The organism is Mesorhizobium sp. L103C119B0 (assembly GCF_000502235.1).
Taxonomy (GTDB): Bacteria; Pseudomonadota; Alphaproteobacteria; order Rhizobiales; family Rhizobiaceae; genus Mesorhizobium.
Genome location: NZ_AYXE01000015.1, coordinates 73,067 through 96,136 on the forward strand (window position 1 = coordinate 73,067; position 23,070 = coordinate 96,136).

A 23,070-nucleotide genomic window follows, 5' to 3' on the forward strand; every position below is an offset into this window, starting at 1 on the left:
TCGATCATCCAGTGTTTTTTGCAGAAATGTGTTGCGCATGGGGTGGCATGCACAGTGATGCGACGAGAGCGAAAAAGCCTGCGGGCTGACAGTCACGTGGCTTTGGTGCTTGCGGCCGGAGGGCTTTGCGCTGCCGTGGTCGCGCTCCTGCTGTCGCGGCTCGATGTCAGCGCCGAAGTGCTGAAACTCTGCCTGCAGATATCGGTGCCGGTCGCCGCCGTTGCGCTGATTCTCGCCGCCCTGTTCATTTACCGGATACTGGACGACCGCCGGCAGATCGCCGAAAGCGAGCAGCGTTTCCGCCGCGCCATGGAGGATTCGGCGATCGGCATCGCCATTGTCGGCCTCGACGGCCGCATCCATGAAACCAACCCGGCCTTCGCCGCCATGCTCGGCTATAGCAAGCAGGAGATCGAGGCGCTGACCTTCTTCCAGATCACCCATCCCGACGATGTGCAGATCGGCCGTGAGACGATGGACGGCATGCGGGCGGGCACCGTCAACGCCTTCCACTTCGAAAAGCGCTACCTCAGGAAGGACGGCACGCCGGTATGGGCCCATCTTGCCGGTTCCGTCATTCGCGACGAGAAGAGCGGGAGCCCGCTCTACCTGGTCTCCCAGATCGAGGATATCGATGCGCGCAAGCAATCCGAGGCGCGCATAGCCGAAGCCGAAACGCGCTGGAATTTTGCCCTGGCCAGCGCCGGACAAGGCGTCTGGGATCTTGATATGCGGAAGGGCGGCACCACCTACTCCGCCACCTGGGTGAAGATGCTGGGCTATGCCGATGGCGAACTGGACGGCGACCCCGACCGCTGGCTGGCGATGATCCACCCCGACGATCGCGAAAACGTCGCCGAAGCCGATCGTGCCCATCTGGAGGGCAGGACACCGTTCTTCGAAGCCGAGTTCCGGATGCGCCACAAGGATGGCCACTGGGTCTGGATCCTCGACCGCGGCAAGACGCTCGAACGCGACAACGACGGACGGCTGGTCAGGGCCATCGGCAGCCTGACCGACATCACCCAGCGCAAGCAAACCGAGGAAAGCCTCATCGTATCGGCGGCAATGCTGGCCGACGAGAAGGAGCGGCTGAGGGTGACGCTGCAGTCGATCGGCGACGCCGTCATCTGCACCGATGCCGCCAACCGCATCACCTTCATGAACCCGGTCGCCGAAAAGCTCACCGGCGTTGTTGGCGCGGAGGCGCTCGGCAAGACGCTTGGCCATGTCTACTGGGCGGTGGACGAAGAAACCGGGCAAAGGATCGGCATGACGCGGCCGGCGCTCGGCAGCGCCAGCCCTGCCGACCAGAACAGTCGCGCCGTCCTCATCCGTCGCGACGACACACGCTGCAGCATCCGCCAGGTGGTGTCGCCGATCATGAACGACCGCCAGGAGTTCTGCGGTCTTGTCATCGTCTTCCAGGACTTCACCGATGCGCGCGCCTTGCAGCGCCAGCTCGCCTATGCCGCCGCGCATGATGCGCTGACCGGCCTTGCCAACCGTTCGAGCTTTATCCGCACCATGGAGGAACTGGTCGACCGGAGCCGCAAGGCCGGCACAGCCAGGTCGGCGGGCGAACATCATTTCATGTTCATCGATCTGGACCATTTCAAGCTGGTCAACGACACTGGCGGGCACGCCGCCGGCGACGCCTTGCTGAAGCGGGTTGCCGAGGCCATTCGCGGTGCGCTTGGGCCGGAGGATATCGTGGCCCGCCTCGGCGGCGACGAATTCGCGGTCATCCTGAAAGCCGGGCCGAGCGCCGGCGCCAGGATTGCCGCACGCTCTGTCATCGACGCCATCCGCGGCCTGCAGTTCAGCTGGGACGGCCGGCCGCATGCGATCGATGCCAGCATCGGGCTGGCGCCAATCCACAGCAACAGCGGTGAAGTCGACGAGATCATCGCCCGGGCCGATGCTGCCTGCTATGCGGCCAAGGCCGCCGGCCGCGGCTGTGTTTCCGTGGCGCCTGACGATACCGGGTCAAGAGGCCAAGCAGAGCCGCCGCTTGCAGCGGCGTCCTGAGGGAGCACGGAACTTTCGTTCTGGTGGTTAGCGCGTCGGAACCGGATGCTCGCCGCGATAGTCGTAGAAGCCGCGCCCGGTCTTGCGGCCGAGCCAGCCGGCCTCGACATATTTCACCAGCAGCGGGCAGGGGCGATATTTCGAATCCGACAGGCCGTCATGCAGCACCTGCATAATCGACAGGCAGGTGTCGAGGCCGATGAAATCGGCGAGCTGCAGCGGTCCCATCGGATGGTTGGCGCCGAGCCGCATGGCGGTGTCGATGGCATCGACCGAGCCGACCCCCTCATAGAGCGTGTAGATCGCCTCGTTGATCATCGGCAACAGAATGCGGTTGACGATAAAGGCCGGAAAATCTTCAGAGACGGTGATCGTCTTGTCGAGCTGTTTCACATAGGCCTTGGCCGCCTCGAAGGTCTGATCCTCGGTAGCGATGCCGCGCACCAGTTCGACCAGCTTCATCAGCGGCACGGGGTTCATGAAATGTATGCCGATGAAACGCTCGGGACGGTCGGTCTGCGCGGCAAGCCGGGTGATCGAAATCGACGAGGTGTTGGTCGCCAGAATGGCTTCCGGGTTGAGCTGGGGACAGAGCTGCGCGTAAATCTTGCGCTTGACCGTCTCGTCCTCGGTCGCCGCCTCGATAACCAGATCGGCACCGGCGAGATCAGCCATGGTGGGGGCTGCGGAAATGCGCGCCATCGCTTCGTTACGCAGCTTTTCCTCAAGCTTGCCGGAGCCGACCTGGCGGGCCATGTTGCCGCTGACCGTGGCAATACCCTTCTCGATACGGTCGGGCGAGACGTCGTAGATCAGCACCTTGAAACCCGAAAGTGCTGATACATGCGCGATGCCGCCGCCCATCTGGCCGGCGCCGATGATGCCGATCGTCTCGATCTTGGCCATTTGCAGCGATCCCGTCGAAAAGGCCTTTGCGGCCTGCTTTTTGTGCAGTGCAAACTAAAAGGGTGGGGCAGCTTCGTCTACCCCACCCTTTCACAATTTAATACGCTTTGGCAGAAAGCGTCAAAGCGCCTTTTGCAGTTCCGGCAGGATGACGAACAGGTCGCCGACCAGGCCATAATCGGCAACCTGGAAGATCGGCGCCTCTTCGTCCTTGTTGATGGCGACGATGACCTTCGAATCCTTCATGCCGGCAAGGTGCTGGATGGCGCCGGAAATGCCGACGGCAATATAGAGGTCAGGCGCCACGACCTTGCCGGTCTGGCCGACCTGCCAGTCATTCGGGGCGTAGCCGGCGTCGACGGCAGCGCGCGAGGCGCCGACGGCTGCACCGAGCTTGTCGGCGACCGGCAGGATGACTTCCTGGAACTTTTCCGAGGAACCGAGCGCGCGGCCGCCCGAAATGATGATCTTGGCCGAGGTCAGCTCCGGACGGTCGGTTTCCGAGAGTTTGTTCTCGACGAAAGTGGAGAGGCCGGGATTGGCCGCGGCCTTGACCGTCTCGACAGCTGCCGAGCCGCCCTCCGGGGCAGCCTGGAAGGAGGCGGTGCGCACAGTGATGACCTTCTTGGCGTCGCTCGACTGCACCGTCTGGATGGCGTTGCCGGCATAGATCGGCCGTTTGAACGTGTCTGGTGAAACCACTTCGATGATCTCGGAGACTTGCGCGACATCGAGCAGGGCCGCCACGCGCGGCGCGACATTCTTGCCCGACGAGGTCGCCGGCGCGATTATGGTGTCGTAGGCGCCGGCCAGCGAGACAACGAGTGCGGCGAGCGGTTCGGCGAGGCGCTCGGCCAGTTCGTCGGCCTCGGCCAGCAGCACCTTGCTCACGCCCTCGAGCTTGGCAGCGGCGTCGGCCGCGCCCTTGGCGCCTTTGCCGGCGACCAGCACATGCACGTCCGAACCGATCTGCAGCGCCGCCGAGAGCGCCTTCGCGGTCTGGTCGGAAAGGCTGGCGTTGTCGTGTTCTGCGATGAGGAGAATGGTCATTTTATCTGTTCCTTCCAGTCTCAGAGCACGCCGGCTTCGTTCTTGAGCTTGTCGACCAGTTCGGCGACACTGTTGACCTTCACGCCCGCCTTGCGGCCGCTGGGCTCCTCGGTCTTGAGCACCTTCAGGCGCGGCTTGACGTCGGCGCCGTAATCGGCCGGGCTCTTTTCGTCGAGCGGCTTCTTCTTGGCCTTCATGATGTTGGGCAGCGAGGCATAGCGCGGCTGGTTGAGGCGAAGATCGGCGGTGATGATCGCCGGCATCTTCAGTTCCACCGTCTGCAGGCCGCCGTCGACTTCGCGCGTCACCTTGGCCTTGTCGCCGTCGATCACGACCTTGGAGGCGAAAGTGCCCTGTGCCCAGCCGAGCAGGGCGGCCAGCATCTGGCCGGTCTGGTTCGAGTCATCATCGATCGCCTGCTTGCCGAGGATCACGAGACCGGGCTGTTCGGCGTCAACGACGCCCTTCAGCACCTTGGCGACGCCGAGCGGCTCGGTCTGCTCGTCGGTCTTGACCAGGATGGCGCGGTCGGCGCCCATGGCGAGCGCGGTGCGGAGCGTTTCCTGCGCCTGCTGCGGGCCGACCGAAACGACGATGATCTCTTCGGCCTTGCCGGCTTCCTTCAGCCGGAGCGCCTCTTCCACCGCGATCTCGTCGAACGGGTTCATCGCCATCTTGACGTTGGCGAGTTCCACCGCCGAACCATCGGCCTTGACGCGAACCTTGACGTTCGCATCCACAACCCGCTTCACGGGCACAAGGATCTTCATTGTCTGTCACCTCTCCTGAGATATCCGGGCGCGCTATAGCAGCGTGCGCCTCCGCAGAGTTGTCGAAAGCCGACATTCCTGACTGAATTCCGGCCAAACGGAATCCTGGCCGGACGAATTCTGGTCTTCTGCCGCCTAGCGGTGGCGCTCTCCGTAGTTGTGGCGACGCAACACGTCAATATGCCACGGCAGCGGCCAAACCACCCAAATCGGTTCACTTGTGACCGGAAGCGCCACCCCGGCCCCAACGCGTCTCAGGTTGCACGGGAGCGGGACCGGCTGGCGCCGGCCCAGTAGAAGCGGCTGGCTGATCGACGGGTTGCGGCTCGCCGTCGCCACCGGCGAGCAGCGGCACGCCGCGGCTGCGCATAATGAGCACCAGCACGCCACCGGCAATGATGCCGCCAATATGGCAGGCCCAGGATATCTGGTTTTCGCCGCCGGCGGCAAACATCACCACCTGGAAGCCGATCCACAGGATCAGCGGGATGAAGGCCGGGATACGCAGCGGAATCCGGGCAAAGACCAGCACCCACACTTTCACCCGGGGGTAGAGGACCAGATAGGCGGCGACGACGCCGGCAATGGCGCCGGAGGCACCGATCAGCGGAACCTCCGAACTCCAGGCGACGAGCCCCTGGAAGAAGGCGCCGGCGATGGCGCAAAGCAGGTAGAAGATGAGGTAGCGGATGTGGCCGAGTGCGTCCTCGACATTATCGCCGAACACCCACAGGAACAGCATGTTGCCGCCGAGATGAAAGATATCGGCATGCAGGAAGGCATAGGTAAGGTAACTCAGGCTCTCGGGAATGACGACGAATTGGGGCGAGAGTTCTGCCGTGTCGTGGACAACCGAAGGAATGAAGCCGAAGCCGAGCACGGCTGCGTTGTTGAAATTTTCGCCGCCGATCGTGGTGATGAGAAACACAAGCGCGTTGACCGCGATCAGGCCGATCGTCACATATTGCAGCCGGATGTGGCGCAACCTGTTGGAGTCGTAAAGCGGGATGAACATGCCCCAAGCCCTTTCCCGCCTTCGAAAATTCAGCGGTTCTTGCCGGGCACCCATAACACGTCGGCATTTCCGTTGTCATTGACCGCACGAGCGGCGACGAACAGAAAGTCCGAGACGCGGTTTATGTATTTCAGCCCCTCGCGATTGACATGTTCGGCCGGGTCCTGCGCCAGCGCCACCATGATCCGCTCGGCCCGTCGCGCCACGGTGCGGGCAAGATGAAGTGCTGCCGCCGCCGGCGTGCCGCCATTGAGCACGAAGGATTTGAGCGGCTGCAGATCCTTGTTGAGAAGGTCGATATCCTTTTCGACGCGGTCGGTCTGCGAGGCGATGATGCGCAGCGGCTCGTAGCCCAGCGGCTTGCCGTCGTCGGGCACGGCGAGATCGGCGCCGAGGTCGAACAAATCGTTCTGGATGCGGGACAGCATGGCGTCGATGGCGGGATAACTTGCCGCTGTGTGCAGGCGGGCGATACCGATGCAGGCATTGGCTTCATCGACGGTGCCGTAGGCATCGACGCGCAGGTCGGATTTCAGCCTGCGTTCACCGGTGCCGAGGCCAGTGGTGCCGTCATCGCCGGTGCGGGTGTAGATCTTGTTGAGCTTGACCACGTCGCCTCCCGAACGGCCGTCACTTGCGGGTGAAATACACCACCAGCAGGATCAGTGCCAACGCCAGCGCCTGCAGCAGCACGCGTGCCTGCATCAGCTTGTTCGAGCTCACACCGGAGCCGCCGCGCATCATGTTGATGAGGCCGCGGACAAGCACGATCACCACGGCGACCATGACGAGGACGAGGAGGACTTTGATGACGGTTGCCATGATCTGTTCCCAGTTCTGTTGCGATCAGGCGCGTCCGGCCAGAACGCGGTAGAGCATCGATGCCGGCAGGATGCGCTTGAGCATCACGCCAATCCTGGCCGGCACTGTTACCACATAGTGCGGGCGCGGGCGCCGCGACAGAAGTGCATGGCGCAAGGCCGCATAGACCACCTCCGGCCCCTTTTTCAGCCGTGATGAGCTGCCGCCGGCCCGAAGCCGCGCCAGCTGCGCGGCATAGGCGACGTGGTGGACGGAATTCTCGTGGTCGATGTTTTTCAGGAACCAGAACAGCCCGTTGCTGGCGATTTTCGAGGTCACCGGCCCCGGTTCGATCAGCGAGACATGGATGCCGCTGCCCCTGAGTTCCTGCTGCATGCACAGCATCAGGCCTTCGAGCGCGTGCTTGGAGGCTGAGTAGGCGCCGCGAAAAGGCACCGGCGCTAGCCCAAGGATCGAGGAACAATGAACGAGGCGGCCATGTCCCTGGCGACGCATTACCGGTACGATGCGTCGGGTGAGGTCGTGCCAGCCGAAGAAATTGGCCTCGAACTGCTCGCGCAATGCCGCAACCGGCAGGTCTTCCACGGCGCCGGGCTGTGCATGGGCGCCGTTGTTGAACAGGGCGTCGAGGCGCCCGCCTGTCCGCTCCAGCACCGATGCCGCAAGTGCTGCGATGGAATCCGGCTCACGGTAGTCGAGATAAAAGGCCTCGATGCCGTCGGCTTCAAGTGCGGCTATGTCATCCGGCTTGCGCGCCGTTGCAAACACGCGCCAGCCATCCGCCTTCAGCGCACGGGCGCAGTGGGCGCCTATCCCGGACGAGGCGCCGGTGACGATGATGGTGCGCAACTCTTTGGCAGGCGGCATCGTGGTTTGAGCAAGGGTTGCCATTTGCCACAATCCCTTCCCATATTCGCGGCGTCGAGACAATCGAAGGGAACGCGGCTCTTGATGCGGAATATCGTCGTGCTGCGCCGCGTGCTCTATGACGCGCTTGGCCATTTCAACACCGATGACGGCTGGGCCATGGCCAGCCATCTGGCGATCACTTCGCTCATGGCGCTGTTCCCGTTCCTGATCTTCGCCACCACGCTGGCGAGCTTCCTCGGCGCGCAGGCGTTCGCCGATACTGCCGTGCACCTGGTCTTCGACACCTGGCCCGAACAGATCGCCAAGCCTATCGCGCGCGAGGTGCTCAACGTGCTGACCGTGCGGCGCACCGATCTTTTGACCTACGGCGTGCTTCTGGCGGCCTATTTCGCCTCCAACGGCATCGAGGCGCTGCGCACCTCGCTCAACCGCGCCTACCGCGTCGCCGAAACGCGCGGCATCATCTACCGCCGGGTGCAGAGCATTTTCTTCGTGCTGATCGCGACGGCCGGTTTCCTGGCGATCAGCGTGCTCCTGGTCTTTGCGCCTTTGCTGGCGCGGCTGGCGGAAGCTCATTTCGAGTGGATCAAACCCTATACGGGCACGATCACGCTGTGGCGCTACGTCATCGCCTCAACCGTCATCATTGGTGGCTTGTTTGCCGTCCACTACTGGCTGCCGGCGGGCAAGCGCCGCTTTGTCTCGCTGGTGCCTGGCATCATCTTCACTCTGGCTGCGTGGCTTGTCGGCTCGACGATGTTCGCGACCTACCTCGACCATTTCTCGTCCTATGTGACGACCTATGCCGGCCTCGCCTCGATCATGATCGCCGTGGTTTTCCTCTATATGCTGTCGGCGATCTTCATCCTCGGCGGCGAACTCAATGCGGCGATCAGCCGCTTTCTCGAAGCGCGCGCACGGGTCGGCAGCTAGGTTTTGGCTGGCCGAGCCGTGGCCAGCCCGACGCCGAGCGTCGCGATTGCCATGCCGACGATCTGCACGAGGCTGAGCTGTTCGCCGAACAGCGCCCAGGCGATGACAGCGGTGACGGCCGGCACCAGGTAGAACAGCGACGCGACCTTCGACATCTCGCCGTCGCGGATCATCACCATCAGCAGGAAGATGGCGCCGATCGACAGCACCAGGACCAGCCAGGCCATGGCGAAGATCAGTTCGCCGTTGATGATCACCGTGTGGGTCTCCAGTGCCAGCGAAGCCAGGATCATCAGCGAGCCGCCGCCGATATATTGCCACATCGTCGCCGCCACCAGGTCGCCACCCGAGGCATAGCGCTTCTGCCAGATGGTCCCGGCGCTCATGCCCAGCACCGAGACCAGCGACGCCGTCAGGGTTTCGGGCGTAACGCCGCCGCCGAGAGCGCCGAGCTTCGGCCACAGCACGATGATCACTCCCACAAGGCCGACGGCAAGGCCGGCCCAGTGGCGCGGCAGGATGTCCTCGCCGAGGAACCGGCCGGCAAGCACGGCGGTGATCAGCGGTTGCAGGCCGACGATCAGCGCCGAAAGCCCGGCGGGCATGCCCCTGTGGATCGCCCAGAACACGGCGCCGAGATAGATGCCATGCATGAGGATGCCGGCGACCGTGGCGTGAAGCGCTTCTGCCCTTGTGGCTCGCTTCGAGCCAAGCACGAGCATCAGCCCGGCAAGCAGCAAGGCGGCGATGACAAAGCGGGCTGCCAGAAAGGTGAAGGGCTCCGCCCAGGGCATGGCGTAGCGCGCGCCGATGAAACCTGTCGCCCACAGGACGACAAACGAGGCGGGGATGAACCGCTTGAGACTGTGCATTTCGGGGAAGCCGTTTCCGGTGGAGAGGTCCGATTCGGTGAAGAGACAAATACGGCAATTGCTCTAATGCGGTTCAATCCGGCAAGCAAAGTGAAACAATTGGTACATAAGCTCATCCTGATGTAGGAGGTGGCCGAATTCAAAGGGCGGCGTCAGGGCAATCGACTTCTGTCGATCGATCCGGCGACATGGCGTTTTGGCTTCGACAGGGAGCGCGCATGCTGTTGCATCTCGATACAAGCTGGCTTTTGATGACGGTGGCCAGTGTGGCCGTGTTTGGCTTCTTCTTCGGTTCAGCGCTCGACGCCATCATGCAGGAGGACGGTTTTGGGTCGACCGGCAACACATTGCTGTTCACGCTCGGCTTTTTCGCCGCGGTCATGGCCGCGAACGAACATGGCATCGTCCTGAGAGATCTGAAGCTCGCGGTTGCCTGGGGACTGGGCGGCGCCTTCGCGTTTATAGGCGCGTTGGCGCTGCTCAAGGCGGGGCTGGCCCGGCTTTAGTCAGAGCCCGACCAGCCGCCTGACATCGTCCGGCAACATGCCTGCCTGCCTCAGCGCGGCAAGGCCGGTATCAGCAAAACTCTTCGACAGTTTGCGCCCATCCGGTCCGAGTATGAGACGGTGGTGGAAATACTGCGGCTGGCCGAGGCCGAGCAGTTCCTGCAGCAGGCGCTGGATGCCGGTCGCGGAATAAAGGTCGCGGCCACGCACGACATGGCTGACGCCTTGCAGAGCGTCGTCGACGACGACGGCCAAGTGATAGCTGGTCGGGATGTCGCGGCGCGCCAGAATGACGTCGCCCCAGTCCTGCGGACGCGCCTCGACTCGCTGCGTCGCCGAAAGCGTCTCGTTGGTGAATTCGCGCCAGGACAAATCCGTGCCGACGCGCGCCAGCGCTGCATCAATGTCGAGGCGCCAGGCGAAGGGCGCATTTTCGGCGATGCGGCGGTTGCGTTCGCTGACCGGCAGCGCCTTGTCGGCGCCGGGATAAAGCGGCACGCCGTCCGGGTCGCGCGGCCAGTCGCGGCCGCGCTTTTCGCTGTCGGCGATGAAGGCCCTGATCTCGCCACGGCTCATAAAGGCAGGGTAGACGAGTTCTTCGCGGACCAGCCGGTCGAGCACGGCCTGATAGTCGGTGAAATGCTCGGCCTGGCGCCGCACCGGCTGTTCCCATTCGAGACCTAACCATTCGAGGTCGCGAAAGATGCCGGCCTCGAATTCAGGCGTGCAGCGGATCGTGTCGATGTCCTCGATGCGCAGCAGCAGGCGGCCGCCGGCCGCACGCGCCAGTTGCTGGTTGAGCAGTGCCGAATAGGCATGGCCGAGATGCAGTTCGCCATTCGGGCTCGGCGCGAAGCGGAATGTCAGGAGCGTCATCTCACAAGCGGCAATCGGGTTGTGCAGCGGTTTTGCCAATTGCTACCGTGAGGTCGGTTCAGGAACAAGAAAACATGCAACGCATCGCGACACTGGACGATATTGCGCGCGGGCTGGATGCGCTTTGCGCAATCGATCCGCGCCTGGAAAAGGTGCGCGGCATGGCCGGCGAGGTGCCGCTGCGGCTGTCGGAGCCCGGCTTTCGAAGCCTGGCCTCCATTATCGTTTCGCAACAAGTATCCCGTGCGAGCGCCGATTCCATTTTCGGCCGGCTGGTGAAACTGGTCGATCCGCTAACGCCGCAGGCGATCCTTGCCGCCGGCGAGGACATGTTTCGTGAGGCTGGGCTGTCGCGGCCGAAGCAGCGCGGTCTGATCGCGGTTGCGCAGGCCGTGGTTGAGGGGCTCGACCTGCATCACCTCTGTTCGCTCGACGCCGAAGAGGCGATCGCGGCTATGATCGCGGTGCCGGGCATCGGCCCGTGGACGGCGGAAGTCTATCTCCTGTTTGCCGCCGGCCACCCCGATATTTTCCCCGCGCGCGACGTCGCGCTGCAGAGCGCGGTTGGCCACGCGCTCGGCATAGAGCCGCGTCCGCCGGAGAAAACGCTGATCGCCCTGGCCGAATCATGGAGCCCGTGGCGAGGCGTCGCATCGCGGCTTTTCTGGTCCTATTATCGCGAAACCAGGGGCCGGGACGCAGCACCTCCGGCCTGAAACCGTAAAAAAGCATGAAAATCCTGCATTTTTGCCGCGTTTGGCTGATGACAATCCGCTTCACATCCCTGTCATGTCGGGCTTACAGTATCCGCGCCGATCGGTTCTAGAACGAGGAGGTCAACAAGGTGACGGTTGCCGTATCTCCGGATGGGCTTCCTGCGCTGGTGCTGAATGCGGATTACCGTCCGCTCAGCTATTACCCCTTGTCGCTCTGGTCCTGGCAGGACGCCATCAAGGCGGTGTTCCTCGACCGGGTCAACATCGTCGCCGAATACGAGCATGCGGTGTCTTCGCCGACCTTTTCGATGAAGCTGCCCAGCGTCGTCAGCCTGAAGGCCTATGTGAAGCCGTCGAGGCACCCGGCATTCACCCGCTTCAACGTGTTCCTGCGCGACCGCTTCCAGTGCCAGTATTGCGGCACGCCCGAGGATCTGACCTTCGACCACGTCATCCCGCGCCATCGCGGCGGGGCGACGACGTGGGAGAATGTCGTGGCCGCCTGTTCACCCTGCAATCTGAGGAAGGGCGGCATGATGCCGGCGCACGCCAAGATGTGGCCGCTGCAGAAGCCCTACCAGCCGACCGTGCACGACCTGCACAACAATGGCCGGCTGTTCCCGCCCAACCATCTGCATGAAAGCTGGATGGATTATCTCTACTGGGATGTGGAGTTGGAGCCGTAGGGATTGGCCCGATCGGCCTTGCCAGGGCAATCGCCGATGTCAGGTGCTGCCCCTCATCCGGCTGCCGCCACCTTCTCCCCGTATTGTGACGGGGAGAAGGGAATTGGCTGCAAATCTGGCGCCCTTTTTTCAGCGTTCGGGATTGGCGAAACCATCGATGACTGCGTCTTTCTCCCCGTCACTACACGGGGAGAAATGCCCGGCAGGGCAATGAGGGGCGGTGCCAACATTTAGAGACTGGCCGCATGGCGCGACCTCGCACTTGATTAGTCGCGCGCCAGCGCGCCGCGGAAGGCGATGGCGGCGAGGATGAAGCTGGCGATGGCGTTCCAGCCGGCCAGCGACAGGCCGAGGATACGAAGGGCTGCCTTGTCGCAGGATGGCGGCACGAATTTGTCGAGCGCGTCGAGCACGCCCTTGCCGCCGGTGTCGACCGGGCCGGCGCCGGCCGTGCAATCGGCCGGGCCCTGCCACCAGGCCCATTCGACGCCCGAATGATAGACGCCGAGATAGAGGCCATAGAGCATCAGCAGGCCGCCGACGGCAAGCAGGCCGCGCGTCAGCCATGCGGGCGCGCTAAGCATCGAGGCAATCACCGCCAGCAGCATCAGCGGGGCGCCGATATAATAGGGCGCGCGCTGCTCCAGGCACAGATGGCAGGGGATGTAGCCGCCTATGTGCTGGAAGGCGAGCGCGGAGCCGACCGTGGCGGCCATGGCGACGGCGAGAAACAAAGCGGTGCGCGTCCGCTGGCGTCCGGTATCGGCTGTCATCGTGGCTGTCATGTTTCGTCCGTTGAATTCGCCGTCCGCCGGCATAGTCCTGACCCACCGCCCGCCTTGGGCGGTCAGAAGGCGTATTTGACGACGATATAGAGCAAAATCAGGGCAGCGGCGCCGGCGCCGACGATCAATCCCAAACGCTTCTCGATGAATTCCTTGATCTCTTCGCCATAGCGGCGCAGCAGCCAGGCAAGAAGCAGGAAACGAGCGCCACGCGCCAGGATGGCGGAGACGATGAAGACGAAAAGATTGACGTGGAGGGCGCCTGCCAGAATGGTGACCACCTTGATCGGCGGCAGGTGGGCGGCACCCGATGTGACGAGCAGCACCAGCATCAGCCCGGTGCCGGCCGACTGCCACCTCTCGAACGCGTCAAGGCCGCCAAAGTGCTCCAGCATCGGCCGTGCTATCGTGTCGTAGGCATAGTAGCCGATCAGCCAGCCGGCAATGCCGCCCAGCACGGACGCAACGGTGGCGGTCAGCGCGTAGCGATAGGCGCGTTCGGGCCGCGCCAACGCCATGGGCAGGTACAAGACGTCGGCAGGTATGAAAAACACCGAGCTTTCGACGAAGGCGATGAAGGCCAGCCACCATTCGGCGGATTTGCGGGCCGCCAGCGACAAGGTCCAGTCGTAAAGTCCGCGAAGCATCGGCTCTCCTGGATGCAGGTTGCCACACGCAACGCGCTTTGATGCGCGTCTGTCTAGAAAGATTTTCCGCGCCGTACAATGGCAGGAGCTTCACGAAACAGAAAGGCGGGCTTTTGCCGCAAGCAGGGCACGGCGGCGCATTTGGCCAGTTGACGAACAGGCCTCCAACCGTATAGTCCGCGCCCATCCAGGCCTTTGGGCCTGAGCCCCTATGGCGGAATTGGTAGACGCGCTCGACTCAAAATCGAGTTCCGCAAGGAGTGCTGGTTCGATTCCGGCTAGGGGCACCATTTTTGATCTCACGCCAGTTCGCTTCGCTCACGGGCTCCGATGGGGCGGCCTGACCGGCCGACGGGCGGTCGCCCTTGCGAACCCTCCGGGTTCGAACAGTGCCTCGACAAAGACCCAGCGGCGGCTGCTGCGAATGACAGCGATAGCGCCAATCAGCGGCGGCCGGTAGCCCCGCTCTACGTGCTCTCAGGCCGCCGCACGGTGTTCTTCACGGGCAGCTTCCCACACTTCGCGGGCCGCGTCGGCGTTCATGACCGCGATCCCCAATCCCACCGCCAAATCGGGCCACGCGGAATGCCAGAGCAAGGCCGTGACGAACCCTGCGGCAATAATGGCGATGTTGGCCAAGGCGTCGTTGCGGGCCGACAGGAAGGCCGCCTTTGTGAGGCTGCCGCCACGATGCCGGTGCGCGGCCAGCATGTAGGCACAGGACAGGTTGACGGCGAGGGCGCCAAGTCCCGCCAAGGTCAAGGCGATGGGCTGCGGCGGCACCGGCACGTTGAACTTCTCCCAAGCCGTCCAGAGCGTTGCCAGACCCGGCATGAGAAGGATGAGCGCCAATGCCATCCCCACCCGCGCACGGGAGCGCACAGACCACCCAAGTGCGAGCAGGATAAGGAGGTTCACGGAAGCATCTTCAAGAAAGTCGATGCTGTCGGCGAACAGGGACACTGATCCAATGGCGAGCGCCACAGCGAACTCGATCCCGAAATAGGCAAGATTGAGAAGCGCGACGATGAGGACGATGCGGCGAAGGTTCATCTTCTGGCAGTATCCGAAACCAGTGTGTGGAGCTACAGCTTCGCGGTTTCCAAGGAAAGCCCCTGCTCGTTCCGGGTCCCGGCCGATGGGCGGTTGCCCTTGCGACCTTTTGCGTTCGAGCCGCGCCTCGAACACGGACTTAGCGCATATTCCCCGTATGGCCTTGGGAATACCGTCCCGGTTGCGGCCACACCGTCAGGCCGTGCGGCTCTGAGCCAACCCGAAACTTGGTCACCGCGCCCGATGTCGTGTCGATCATGTAGGCGGCACTGTCGAAGCGGCCGGACAGCCATAGTTGTTTGCCGTCGGCGCTGACATTGCCCATGTCGGGGCTGCCGCCGCCGGGGATCGGCCATTGCGTGACGACCGCGCGGGTGGCGAAGTCGATCACCGTCACGCTGCCCGGTCCCTTTGCCTGGCCCTGCTCCATCTTGTGCGAGCCCCGGTTCGAGACATAGAGCCGCTTGCCGTCGCGGCTGACGACGAAGCCATGGGCGCCGATGCCGGTCGGGATGAAGCCGATCTCCTTGAAACTGTCGCCATCGACGAGGAACACGCCGTCATTCATCATGTCGGCGACGTAAAAAACCTTGCCGTCGGGCGAGAGGCGGATGTCCTGCGGCATGCCCATTTTCGAGAAGTCGAGATGGCCAAGCACCTTCTGGTTCTTCAGGTCGATCTTTGCCAATCCGCCATTGCCGTATTCGCAGGTGAAGATCGCGTAGGCCCCGTCGACCGAGAATTCGGCGTGGTTGATGCCGGGGCAAGTGGGCGTCGGCAGGCTCGACATTAGCGCCATGGTGTGAGGATCGCGGAAATCGAGCCGCTCCAGGGCTTCGTCGACGACGATGGCCGCGCCCGGCATGAAATACAAATTGTAGGGATCGTCCACGGCGATCTGCGGGCCGGGCTTGCCGGTCATCGGGTCGATCGGCGTCAGGCTGCCGTTCTTGCCGGTGCCATTGTTGGCGACCCAGAGCGTCTTCAGGTCCCAGGACGGCACGACGTGCTGCGGTTTGCTGCCGACCGGGAACCTGTCGACTTCCTTGAGTGTCATGGTGTCGATCACCGTGACGCTGTTGGAGGAGCGGTTCGGCACATAGACGCGCGGCAGTGCACCCAGCGTGGCCGGGCCGAGATGGCTGGCGGCGGTGTGGCTGTAGATGTTGATGGACGGCGCGGGCTCGCTGCAATCCTCGGGACAGCTATCGGCCCAGGCGCGGACAGGCAGCAGCGCAAGCAGCAAAAAGGCCGCACGGGGACCGGCGTGACGCAAAAAGGTTCTGATCATCAGGATGGCTTGTCGTGAAGGCCGGCCGAAATTGCCGCGCCGACCCATAGCTGGTGTCTTGCCGTTGATCCAGGGGCTATCGCCGTCCCAGCAAACTCTTCACGCGGTTGCGCAGCAGGCGGGCCATGTTGCGGGTCTCGCGGTAGAGATGCAACTGCGAGGCTGCCTGGCGGGCGAGGCGGTCGGCATCCGGAGTCAGCCCGATCACCAGCGAGCCCATCGGCTTGCGCTCGCTCCACAGCCGGCTCATCACCGGATGGTCGGGCACGGCGCAGGAATCGGTCATCATAATGTTGGGGTCGTCGAGATGCTGCCTGGTCACCTTGATCATCAACAGCGTGCCCGGCGAATAGGTCGCCAGCGTCTCGTCATAGGCGGTCTTCCAGGTGTAGGCGACGCCGGCCTCGACGAAGACGACCAGGCAGGCGATCGTGCGGCCGTCCAGCGTCAGCGAATGGATGCGGCACATGTCGTGCTCGGCCAGCCGGTGCACGGCTTCGCGGGCAAAGGCGGCGCGGTAGCGGTCGATGGCCATGGCGGTGCGCTCGCGGCCCTTCCAGCCGGCGGCTTCCAGCGTCAAAAAACTTTCGATGGCGTGGCGGATTTCGTCCGGTCCCCGCGCCACGACATGTTCCAGCCTGCCGAGATCCCCCAGGCGCCGCTTTAGGCGGCGGAATTCGCGGTAGTGGTGCGCGCGCAGCGATGCCTTCAGATACGCCTCGCCGTCGAGCGTACTTTCGAGCACCGGCCGGTCCGCCTTGCCGGTGGTGACCATCGTCAGGCCGCGCGTCTCGGCAACGGTGGCCAGCACGCTGGCCAATGGGCCGTCGAGGCGCATGTCGGGCAGCACGAAGACCTTCGGCAGCTTGAGATGCGGCCGCGACAGCATGCCGAAGAAATCCTCGACGACGCCGATCGGGTCGTCGTGGTCGACCAGCGGTGTGCCGATCGGGCCGAACGGGCTCGACCAGGTGCGCATCACCGGAACGCCGAGCGGCACGGCCGGCCTTTCGACCGAGAACGGCACCAGCAGGCGCAGCCGGTTGCGGTATTCGTCGCCGTCGCGGATCACCGCCAGCTTGACCTCGCGATCTTCCAGCCGGGGCATGGCCGGCGCAAGAAAGCGCGGGTTGAAGAAGACGTTGGGCTCGATCGTGCGGGTGCACAGAAAGTCGAGTTCCTCGACCAGCTCGAAGCCGGCCGAAGCCGGATAGATCGCCAGCTTGCGCAGCGGCCGGTTGCTGGCGAGGATCTCGAGATGCGCCGGATCGGCGTCGCGCGCCAGGCCGGCAAGGCCGGACACCATGGCGCCGGCCGGACCGCCGCTGGTTTCCTCGATCAGCGGGATGGCGGCCATCAGGCATCTCCCTTGGCGGCGGGCACGAAGATCAGCATGACGATGCCGAGCTTGCGCCAGACGGTGAAGGACAGGGCGCTGGCCTCGAAGACCATGGCGAGGCTGGTGGCGATCGCCGCCCCCCACAGGCCGAAGAACGGGATCAGCACCACGTTGAGACCGATGTTGAAGGCCAGCGTCATGGCATAGACGGCGGCGCAGATGTTCTGGTTGCCGCTCATCGTCAGAAGGCTTTCGCACGGGCCGACGGCGGCGCGCGCCACGACGCCGAACACCAGCAGGAACAACAGCGGATAGCCGGCGGTGAATTCCGGGCCGAACAGAACCAGCATCGGTTCGCCGAGCGCCAGCACCAGCAGCGCCATCAACAGCGACGGCCAGAACGTCCACGACACGGTCTCGCGGGCGAAGGCGGCGAGCTTTTCCGGTTCGCCATGGGTGAACTGCGCATAACGCTGGGCAACGCCGGCCTTGACGGAGAAATAGACGAAATGCACCAGCGCCAGCGTCTTGACGGTGGCGAAATAGACGGCGACGTCATTGGGCTGGAGATAGGCGCCGACCATCAGCACGTCGGCGTTGGTGAGCAGGAAGAAGAAGCTTTCGACCAGGAAGATCGGCAGCGAGACGATGAACCACTCGGCGAAATGCACCTTCATCGGCCCGGACGGGATATTCCTGCCCATGCGCGTGGTCACGCCGATGAGCTGGCCGAGCGTGGTGGCGTAGGTGGCGGCGATCGAGGCGAAGATCGCTGTCCTGGCGTCGGGCGCATAGCCCATTGCCAGCATCAGCGCCATCAGCGCCAGGATCAGCACCGGCCGCACCAGATAGGTCGGCGACAACGCAAACAACGCCCAGGAATTGGCGCGTGACTGGCCTTGCAGCAGATCGCCCATGGCGATCATCGGCAGGCAGAACAGGCCGAGGATGAAGGGCATTACATAGTAGCTCTCGATCCAGTTCGCGCACAGCCAGACGCCCAGTGCGCCAAGCCCGGCGATCGCGGTCGAGGCAATCAGCACGAACAGGCGGCTGGCGACCACGATGCCGCGCAGTTCGGCGAGCATGTTGCGTTCGCGGTATTCGGGGATGAAGCGGATCACCGAAGTGTGGAAGCCGAGGCAGGCGAGGTTGCCGACGATGACCATCGTCACCCAGACGAGGACGAAGATTCCGTATTCGAACGAGCCCATCCAGCGCGCCATCAGCACCTGGCTGATGAAGGCGATGACGGCGCTGACGATGCGGATGGCAAAGGCGATCAGCGACATGCGCCCGGCTTCGCCGCGCTCGTCGGCGGTGAACAGCACCGCATCGATCCGGCCAAGCAGCGGCCCCATGCGCAGCGCCAAGCGCTGCGGCAAGAACCGCCCGGCCGTCGTCGCCGCGGAAAACCGCACCCCGATGTCTCTCCGTTTTCCGCCTCTTTTCAAGCTTTCGATGTATCCGAAACACCTTAAGAAAGGGTGGGCAGGTGCGGGTGCGCCGAGGGGCCAAGGACGGCCGCGTGTGCAAGGTGCGTCATCGTATGCCGGGGCATAATAAAAGGCGAGCGAACGCCGGGGAAGACTGGGGAGCCGGTCGGCGTTTCGCTCGCCCCTCCCCCGCCAAGGGGGATGGCCAGGCACCGGGTGTGTCCGGTGCCGGAGGTGTCGGAGCGTTACATCCCCTTCATGGCGTCGCACGACACGTTCGGGTTCATGTCGGCGAAGGCGCCCGTCGGGTTCTGTTTCCATGCCCAGACGTGCAGTTCGTAGAACGGGCCGAGGCCGTAGCGATTGGGGGCGCTGTTGAAGTTGAACAGCTGGCCTTCGAGCGAGGCCGGGCCCTTCGAGGTGATGTATTCGACCGCTATCAGCTTCAGGCTGCCGTCGGCCGTCGGCTCGTACATCACCGCTTCGGGCTTGGCGACATCGACGGCATCGTCCTTGAGATAGGCGCCGTTGACATAGTGGATGCCCATGGCGCCGCCGGTGATGCCGCTGGCGCAAGGGATGGGGGCATAGCCTTCGGCGGTGGCGGCTGCCACATTTTCGAAGCGGCTGTTGGCTGCGCGCACCTTTTCGGCCAGCGGATTGGCGTCGTGTGCCTGCGCCGCACCGGCCGCGATCGAGATGGCGGCGAAGGCCGCGAAGCGTGTCTTCCAAAGAATTATGGTCATGGTCTTCCGTTCGTTTGTTGACGCTTGAGGCGACGGCGGCCGATGCCGAAACGCCGGTGGCGTGGTTTAAGAATTGGGGACAGTTTTGTCCCTGCCGGCTGTGCGATGGATATGCCGCTTCGGTTGCCGAGCTTTGACCTCCGCGCTAAAAAATTCAGCAAAATCAACGATCCAAAAAGTAATATTGCCAATATTCCTGCGGGGCTTCCCGCTCCGAGAGCCCGATGTCGCGCCTCAGATAGTCGCCTTCCGGGGGCAGGCGCCGCCTTTCAGACAGATACGCAGGCAGCTTCGACGCGAACCGCCATAGACGGCCGAGCACGGAGGTTGGCCGGCCGGTCTTTCCCAGGACAGGTCCGATTCCGCCGAGCGGCAGGCCATCAGGCAGTTCGCCATGGCCGCGAAGGACAGTTTGATGCTCATCATCGTGGCGACCGGACGCAGGATCAGAGGTAAAAGTAAGGGTCAAGAACCCGCACCTCCGTGATCTTGTCGACCGGCAGCGAGTTTTTCTGAGCGGTGCTGCGGATAGCTTCGGGCGTCGGCGCGTCGTAGATGCAGAAGCTGTGCTTCTTGTCGGGCGTGACGAAGGACTGGATCCAGGTGACGCCCTTTTCGGCATTGCGCATGACGACGCCGCCCACCGCAGTGGCGCCGATGTCGGTCATCGGAATGTTGAGGCCGTCCGGAAATGTGCGTTCAATCAGATAGCGAGGCATGGAAGGCTTCCTTTCCATTGGTTCACGCTCGATCGGAGCGCGGCTGGACGTTGACCACGCCGGCCCAGCCCGCGCATCGGAACGATTCCCCATATTGGACGGGACGATTCCCTATATTGGCGTCGTTCTTTGTGGAAAGAGGCACGGCAATGTGTGCAAAGTCACATTGCCGCGCTTTCTTCACGGGCTAGTCGTGAGCGGCCCGCCATGGTGGGAAAACTCCGATCCTGTGAGACGATGACAATGATGCTTCTGGAACGGCAGACGCAGCTGCAGCAGCTGGAGACACTGCTTGGCGATGCAATAGGCGGCCATGGCCGCGTCGCGGTGCTGGCGGGGGAGGCCGGCGCCGGCAAGACGGCGATTGTCGAGGCGTTCGCGGCCCGTGTCGGGCAGAGCGCGGCAATGTTGCGCAGCGCTTGCGAGGATCTGTCGATCCCCGATCCGCTGGGGCCGCTTTACGATCTGGCCCGTGAGGCGCAATGGGCGCTGCCGCGCGCAATCGACGCCCGGCATGGGCAGAGACTGCCGCTGTTTTCCGATGCGCTCGACGCCTTTGCGGCCAAGGGACCGAGCCTGCTGGTGATCGAAGACCTGCACTGGGCCGACGATGCGACGCTCGATTTCGTGCGCTTCCTCGGCCGGCGTATCGCCAACACCCACATCCTGCTGTTGCTCACGGCGCGCACCGACCGCAGCGAGGGACAGATGCGGGTGCGCCGCGCCTTGGGCGAAATCCCGGCCGGCAGCGTGGCGCGCATCGACGTGCCGCTGCTCAGCGAGGCGGCCGTGCTGTCGCTCGCCGATGCGGCCGGCCGCGATGGCGACGCCATCTACCGGGCGACCGCCGGCAATGCCTTCTTCGTCACCGAATTGCTGTCGGCCGAAAACGAAATGGCACTGCCGGCAAGCGTGCGCGACGCGGTGCTGGCGCGGGCCGAGCGGCTGTCGGTTGGCGCCCGGGCCATGCTCGACGCGGTGTCGGTGTTTCCGCGCCGGGCCGACGCCTGGGCCCTGCAGGGCCTGTGCGGCGTCGCCAGCGCCGGCCAGTTGGCCGAGTGTGTCGCCAACGGCCTGCTCGACGATCTGGGCGACGGCTACGCCTTCCGCCACGACATCGCGCGACGCGCCATCGAAATGATGCTGACGACGTCGCACAGGCGGCAGTTCAACCAGCGTGCGCTGGCGGCACTGCTCGAAAATGGCGACGTCTCCACAGGCCGCCTGGTGCATCATGCGGTCGAGGCGCATAATCTGGCGGCGGTGCGCGAACTTGCGCCAATCGCCGCGCGCGAGGCGTCGCGCGTCGGCGCCCATCGCGATGCCGCCGGCTATTACGAGATCGCCTTGCGGCAGGCCGACAGCCTGCCGGTGATCGAGCGCGCCGCGCTCTACGAAAGTCATGCCTTCGAGTGCCATCTCATCGGCAAGATCGACGACGCGCTTGCAGCGCAGGGACAGGCGCGCCGGTTGCATCAGGCAGACGGCAACAGGCTGAAGGAGGGCGACAGCCTGAGATGGCTCTCCCGGCTGAGCGAAATGGGCGATGACCGCGAGGCGGCGGCCGCCTTCGGCGCCGAGGCTGTGGCGATGCTGGAAGCGGCTCCCGCCGGTCCCGAACTCGCCATGGCCTATTCGAACCTTTCGCATCTGGCGATGCTTTCGGAGAGGGTGGAAGACACGCTGTTCTATGGCGAGAAGGCAGCGGCGCTGGCTGCGCGCATGAACCGTCCCGACATCGCCTCGCATGCCCTCAACAATGTCGGCTGCGTCGAGCAGTGGCTCAATCCGGCCGCCGGACGCCTGCGCCTCGACCAAAGCCTTGAAATTGCGCTCCAAGGCAATTTCCAGGAACATGCCGCGCGCGCCTTCACCAACCGCGCCTGTTTCGAGATCACCCAGATGAGCTACGACGCGGCGCGGCCGGTGCTTGAGAGCGGCATCCACTATTGCACCGAAAACGACCTCGGCACCTGGCGCGACTATCTCAGGGGCATGCTGGCCGATGTGCAACTGCGCCAGGGCCAATGGGATGAGGCCGCCGCGACGGCAAGCGATGTCATCGACAATGAGCGGACAACCACCGTGGGCCGGTTTCCGGCGCTGCTGGCACTGGCGAAACTGCGCCTGAGGCGCGGCGATCCCTCGGCCGAGCCGCTGTTCGCCGAAATGGCGCGTCTGGCCGGAAGCGGCGGCGACCTGCAGATGCTGAGCTCTTACGCGGCGCTGATGGCGGAGCAGGCATGGCTGGGCCTGGCCGACAGGCAAGAGGCGCTGGCGCTGATCACCCGCGCCGAAACGCCGGTGCGCTCGCGTGCCCATGTCGGGGAGCTGGCGCTGTGGCGAACATTGCTCTCTCCCGATATGCCGGCCGGCGACACCGCCGACATGGCGACACCATACCGGCTGCTTCTAGCCGGCGACTGGCGTTCGGCTTCGGCACTCTGGGCCGAATTGAATGCGCCATACGAGCGCGGACTGGCGCTCATCCTCGGCGACGACGAGGGGCAGCGGCTGGCATTGGATATTTTCGACGGCCTGGGGGCAAGGCCGGCAGCCCAGCGCCTGCGCGATATCATGCGCAAGAACGGCGTTGGCGGCATCGCCCGCGGCCCGCGCCGCTCGACGCGCGCCAACCTCGCCGGCCTCACCTTGCGCCAGATGCAGGTGCTGCAGCTGATCGAACGCGGCCTCTCCAACAAGCGGATCGCCGAGCAATTGACGATTTCGCCAAAGACGGTCGATCACCATGTCTCGGCGGTGCTGGGCAAGCTGGATGCGGTGTCGCGCGGCGAGGCGACAGCGACCGCGCGCGATTCGGGGTTGTTGTGAGGTTTTGACGAGGGTTGGACCGAGAGGTCGCGATCCTTCGCGCCCCCCTCTGTCCTGCCGGACATCTCCCCCTCAAGGGGGGAGATTGGCTGTGATCAAGGCTTTCGCCAATTGTCGAAGTTGAAAAGGAAGTGGGGCCCGCAACTGCGTAATCTCCCCCCTTGAGGGG

General features: G+C 64.1%; 24 protein-coding genes and 1 tRNA gene. 7 read left to right on the plus strand and 18 right to left on the minus strand.

Annotated elements, in window-relative coordinates; translation table 11 throughout:
* Window positions 1-96 precede the first annotated feature (96 nt).
* Window positions 97-2,031: a PAS domain S-box protein gene (locus tag X728_RS143750; protein WP_050589957.1), complete on the plus strand. Its 1,935-nt coding sequence runs from the start codon at window positions 97-99 to the stop codon at window positions 2,029-2,031.
* A gap of 27 nt (window positions 2,032-2,058) precedes the next feature.
* Here X728_RS143750 and X728_RS143745 read toward each other — a convergent pair whose 3' ends face one another.
* The 7 genes from X728_RS143745 to X728_RS143715 all read right to left on the minus strand — a co-directional run bounded on the left by X728_RS143745 (window position 2,059) and on the right by X728_RS143715 (window position 7,485).
* Window positions 2,059-2,937 (minus strand): 3-hydroxybutyryl-CoA dehydrogenase, encoded by an 879-nt coding sequence (locus X728_RS143745; protein WP_023671668.1) that lies wholly within the window; start codon window positions 2,935-2,937, stop codon window positions 2,059-2,061.
* Window positions 2,938-3,057: 120 nt separating this feature from the next.
* Window positions 3,058-3,987 (minus strand): electron transfer flavoprotein subunit alpha/FixB family protein, encoded by a 930-nt coding sequence (locus tag X728_RS143740; RefSeq protein WP_023685323.1) that lies wholly within the window; start codon window positions 3,985-3,987, stop codon window positions 3,058-3,060.
* 20 nt (window positions 3,988-4,007) lie between these two features.
* A complete protein-coding gene (locus tag X728_RS143735) occupies window positions 4,008-4,757 on the minus strand; it encodes an electron transfer flavoprotein subunit beta/FixA family protein (RefSeq protein WP_023685322.1) in 750 nt (249 codons plus the stop codon).
* 214 nt (window positions 4,758-4,971) lie between these two features.
* Window positions 4,972-5,772, minus strand: coding sequence for a rhomboid family intramembrane serine protease (locus X728_RS143730; protein WP_023832514.1), 801 nt, complete (start codon window positions 5,770-5,772; stop codon window positions 4,972-4,974).
* A 29-nt stretch (window positions 5,773-5,801) separates the two neighbouring features.
* Complete coding sequence (locus X728_RS143725; RefSeq protein ID WP_023671672.1) at window positions 5,802-6,383, minus strand: cob(I)yrinic acid a,c-diamide adenosyltransferase; 582 nt, start codon at window positions 6,381-6,383, stop codon at window positions 5,802-5,804.
* Between the two features lie 19 nt (window positions 6,384-6,402).
* Window positions 6,403-6,594 carry a twin transmembrane helix small protein gene (locus X728_RS143720; RefSeq protein WP_023671673.1) on the minus strand — a complete coding sequence of 64 codons (192 nt, stop codon included), beginning with the start codon at window positions 6,592-6,594 and terminating at the stop codon, window positions 6,403-6,405.
* Between the two features lie 24 nt (window positions 6,595-6,618).
* Window positions 6,619-7,485 carry an SDR family oxidoreductase gene (locus X728_RS143715; RefSeq protein ID WP_081732471.1) on the minus strand — a complete coding sequence of 289 codons (867 nt, stop codon included), beginning with the start codon at window positions 7,483-7,485 and terminating at the stop codon, window positions 6,619-6,621.
* A gap of 60 nt (window positions 7,486-7,545) precedes the next feature.
* On the opposite strand from X728_RS143715, the gene X728_RS0135930 reads away from it, so the two are divergent.
* Complete coding sequence (locus tag X728_RS0135930; protein WP_023671675.1) at window positions 7,546-8,397, plus strand: YihY/virulence factor BrkB family protein; 852 nt, start codon at window positions 7,546-7,548, stop codon at window positions 8,395-8,397.
* On the opposite strand, the gene X728_RS0135935 is transcribed toward X728_RS0135930, so the two are convergent.
* Window positions 8,394-9,269 carry a DMT family transporter gene (locus X728_RS0135935; RefSeq protein WP_031195766.1) on the minus strand — a complete coding sequence of 292 codons (876 nt, stop codon included), beginning with the start codon at window positions 9,267-9,269 and terminating at the stop codon, window positions 8,394-8,396. The genes X728_RS0135930 and X728_RS0135935 overlap by 4 nt on opposite strands.
* Window positions 9,270-9,487: 218 nt before the next feature.
* Here X728_RS0135935 and X728_RS143710 point away from each other — a divergent pair, with 218 nt between their 5' ends.
* Window positions 9,488-9,775 (plus strand): hypothetical protein, encoded by a 288-nt coding sequence (locus tag X728_RS143710; protein WP_023671677.1) that lies wholly within the window; start codon window positions 9,488-9,490, stop codon window positions 9,773-9,775.
* Here the strand turns inward: X728_RS143710 and gluQRS are convergent, their stop codons facing one another.
* Entirely contained in the window at window positions 9,776-10,651 is an 876-nt protein-coding gene (gluQRS, locus tag X728_RS143705; RefSeq protein WP_023832515.1) for a tRNA glutamyl-Q(34) synthetase GluQRS, read from the minus strand. It lies immediately after the preceding gene.
* Between the two features lie 74 nt (window positions 10,652-10,725).
* Between gluQRS and X728_RS143700 the strand changes: the two genes are divergently transcribed.
* Together X728_RS143700 and X728_RS143695 are read left to right on the plus strand one after the other, a co-directional pair.
* Window positions 10,726-11,367, plus strand: coding sequence for a DNA-3-methyladenine glycosylase (locus tag X728_RS143700; RefSeq protein ID WP_023711735.1), 642 nt, complete (start codon window positions 10,726-10,728; stop codon window positions 11,365-11,367).
* A 128-nt stretch (window positions 11,368-11,495) separates the two neighbouring features.
* The gene (locus X728_RS143695) at window positions 11,496-12,053 is read left to right on the plus strand and encodes an HNH endonuclease (protein WP_008874122.1); all 558 of its coding nucleotides are present in this window, start codon (window positions 11,496-11,498) and stop codon (window positions 12,051-12,053) included.
* A gap of 266 nt (window positions 12,054-12,319) precedes the next feature.
* Here the strand turns inward: X728_RS143695 and X728_RS143690 are convergent, their stop codons facing one another.
* Both X728_RS143690 and X728_RS143685 read right to left on the minus strand, forming a co-directional pair.
* Window positions 12,320-12,838: a disulfide bond formation protein B gene (locus X728_RS143690; protein ID WP_023832516.1), complete on the minus strand. Its 519-nt coding sequence runs from the start codon at window positions 12,836-12,838 to the stop codon at window positions 12,320-12,322.
* 62 nt (window positions 12,839-12,900) lie between these two features.
* Window positions 12,901-13,485 carry a YqaA family protein gene (locus X728_RS143685; protein WP_023673756.1) on the minus strand — a complete coding sequence of 195 codons (585 nt, stop codon included), beginning with the start codon at window positions 13,483-13,485 and terminating at the stop codon, window positions 12,901-12,903.
* Between the two features lie 205 nt (window positions 13,486-13,690).
* Here X728_RS143685 and X728_RS143680 point away from each other — a divergent pair.
* Window positions 13,691-13,775, plus strand: a tRNA-Leu gene (locus X728_RS143680).
* A gap of 187 nt (window positions 13,776-13,962) precedes the next feature.
* On the opposite strand, the gene X728_RS143675 is transcribed toward X728_RS143680, so the two are convergent.
* The 7 genes from X728_RS143675 to X728_RS143645 all read right to left on the minus strand — a co-directional run bounded on the left by X728_RS143675 (window position 13,963) and on the right by X728_RS143645 (window position 20,069).
* Window positions 13,963-14,538 (minus strand): cation transporter, encoded by a 576-nt coding sequence (locus X728_RS143675; protein WP_023704303.1) that lies wholly within the window; start codon window positions 14,536-14,538, stop codon window positions 13,963-13,965.
* A 139-nt stretch (window positions 14,539-14,677) separates the two neighbouring features.
* Window positions 14,678-15,829 carry a YncE family protein gene (locus X728_RS143670; protein ID WP_023686687.1) on the minus strand — a complete coding sequence of 384 codons (1,152 nt, stop codon included), beginning with the start codon at window positions 15,827-15,829 and terminating at the stop codon, window positions 14,678-14,680.
* A 76-nt stretch (window positions 15,830-15,905) separates the two neighbouring features.
* Window positions 15,906-17,186 carry a GNAT family N-acetyltransferase gene (locus X728_RS143665; protein WP_023731050.1) on the minus strand — a complete coding sequence of 427 codons (1,281 nt, stop codon included), beginning with the start codon at window positions 17,184-17,186 and terminating at the stop codon, window positions 15,906-15,908.
* Window positions 17,186-18,589, minus strand: coding sequence for a lipopolysaccharide biosynthesis protein (locus X728_RS143660; RefSeq protein WP_023818495.1), 1,404 nt, complete (start codon window positions 18,587-18,589; stop codon window positions 17,186-17,188). The genes X728_RS143665 and X728_RS143660 overlap by 1 nt, the downstream gene beginning before the upstream one ends.
* A gap of 260 nt (window positions 18,590-18,849) precedes the next feature.
* Entirely contained in the window at window positions 18,850-19,350 is a 501-nt protein-coding gene (locus tag X728_RS143655) for a hypothetical protein (RefSeq protein ID WP_023731048.1), read from the minus strand.
* Between the two features lie 163 nt (window positions 19,351-19,513).
* Window positions 19,514-19,819 carry a hypothetical protein gene (locus X728_RS1000000169365; protein ID WP_081732473.1) on the minus strand — a complete coding sequence of 102 codons (306 nt, stop codon included), beginning with the start codon at window positions 19,817-19,819 and terminating at the stop codon, window positions 19,514-19,516.
* Window positions 19,797-20,069 (minus strand): DUF4242 domain-containing protein, encoded by a 273-nt coding sequence (locus X728_RS143645; RefSeq protein WP_023685308.1) that lies wholly within the window; start codon window positions 20,067-20,069, stop codon window positions 19,797-19,799. The genes X728_RS1000000169365 and X728_RS143645 overlap by 23 nt, the downstream gene beginning before the upstream one ends.
* Before the next feature lie 243 nt (window positions 20,070-20,312).
* Here X728_RS143645 and X728_RS143640 point away from each other — a divergent pair, with 243 nt between their 5' ends.
* Entirely contained in the window at window positions 20,313-22,901 is a 2,589-nt protein-coding gene (locus tag X728_RS143640; RefSeq protein WP_031195767.1) for a LuxR family transcriptional regulator, read from the plus strand.
* Window positions 22,902-23,070: the final 169 nt, after the last annotated feature.

Coding starts and splice junctions, on each gene's coding strand:
- X728_RS143670 (WP_023686687.1), bottom strand. CDS start 15,829: ATGATCAGAACCTTTTTGCGTCACGCCGGTCCCCGTGCGGCCTTTTTG.
- X728_RS143675 (WP_023704303.1), bottom strand. CDS start 14,538: ATGAACCTTCGCCGCATCGTCCTCATCGTCGCGCTTCTCAATCTTGCC.
- X728_RS143690 (WP_023832516.1), bottom strand. CDS start 12,838: ATGACAGCCACGATGACAGCCGATACCGGACGCCAGCGGACGCGCACC.
- X728_RS143640 (WP_031195767.1), top strand. CDS start 20,313: ATGATGCTTCTGGAACGGCAGACGCAGCTGCAGCAGCTGGAGACACTG.
- X728_RS143720 (WP_023671673.1), bottom strand. CDS start 6,594: ATGGCAACCGTCATCAAAGTCCTCCTCGTCCTCGTCATGGTCGCCGTG.
- X728_RS0135930 (WP_023671675.1), top strand. CDS start 7,546: ATGCGGAATATCGTCGTGCTGCGCCGCGTGCTCTATGACGCGCTTGGC.
- X728_RS143710 (WP_023671677.1), top strand. CDS start 9,488: ATGCTGTTGCATCTCGATACAAGCTGGCTTTTGATGACGGTGGCCAGT.
- X728_RS0135935 (WP_031195766.1), bottom strand. CDS start 9,269: ATGCACAGTCTCAAGCGGTTCATCCCCGCCTCGTTTGTCGTCCTGTGG.
- X728_RS143685 (WP_023673756.1), bottom strand. CDS start 13,485: ATGCTTCGCGGACTTTACGACTGGACCTTGTCGCTGGCGGCCCGCAAA.
- X728_RS143700 (WP_023711735.1), top strand. CDS start 10,726: ATGCAACGCATCGCGACACTGGACGATATTGCGCGCGGGCTGGATGCG.
- X728_RS143715 (WP_081732471.1), bottom strand. CDS start 7,485: ATGGCAACCCTTGCTCAAACCACGATGCCGCCTGCCAAAGAGTTGCGC.
- X728_RS143735 (WP_023685322.1), bottom strand. CDS start 4,757: ATGAAGATCCTTGTGCCCGTGAAGCGGGTTGTGGATGCGAACGTCAAG.
- X728_RS143730 (WP_023832514.1), bottom strand. CDS start 5,772: ATGTTCATCCCGCTTTACGACTCCAACAGGTTGCGCCACATCCGGCTG.
- gluQRS (WP_023832515.1), bottom strand. CDS start 10,651: ATGACGCTCCTGACATTCCGCTTCGCGCCGAGCCCGAATGGCGAACTG.
- X728_RS143665 (WP_023731050.1), bottom strand. CDS start 17,186: ATGGCCGCCATCCCGCTGATCGAGGAAACCAGCGGCGGTCCGGCCGGC.
- X728_RS143745 (WP_023671668.1), bottom strand. CDS start 2,937: ATGGCCAAGATCGAGACGATCGGCATCATCGGCGCCGGCCAGATGGGC.
- X728_RS143740 (WP_023685323.1), bottom strand. CDS start 3,987: ATGACCATTCTCCTCATCGCAGAACACGACAACGCCAGCCTTTCCGAC.
- X728_RS143645 (WP_023685308.1), bottom strand. CDS start 20,069: ATGCCTCGCTATCTGATTGAACGCACATTTCCGGACGGCCTCAACATT.
- X728_RS143655 (WP_023731048.1), bottom strand. CDS start 19,350: ATGACCATAATTCTTTGGAAGACACGCTTCGCGGCCTTCGCCGCCATC.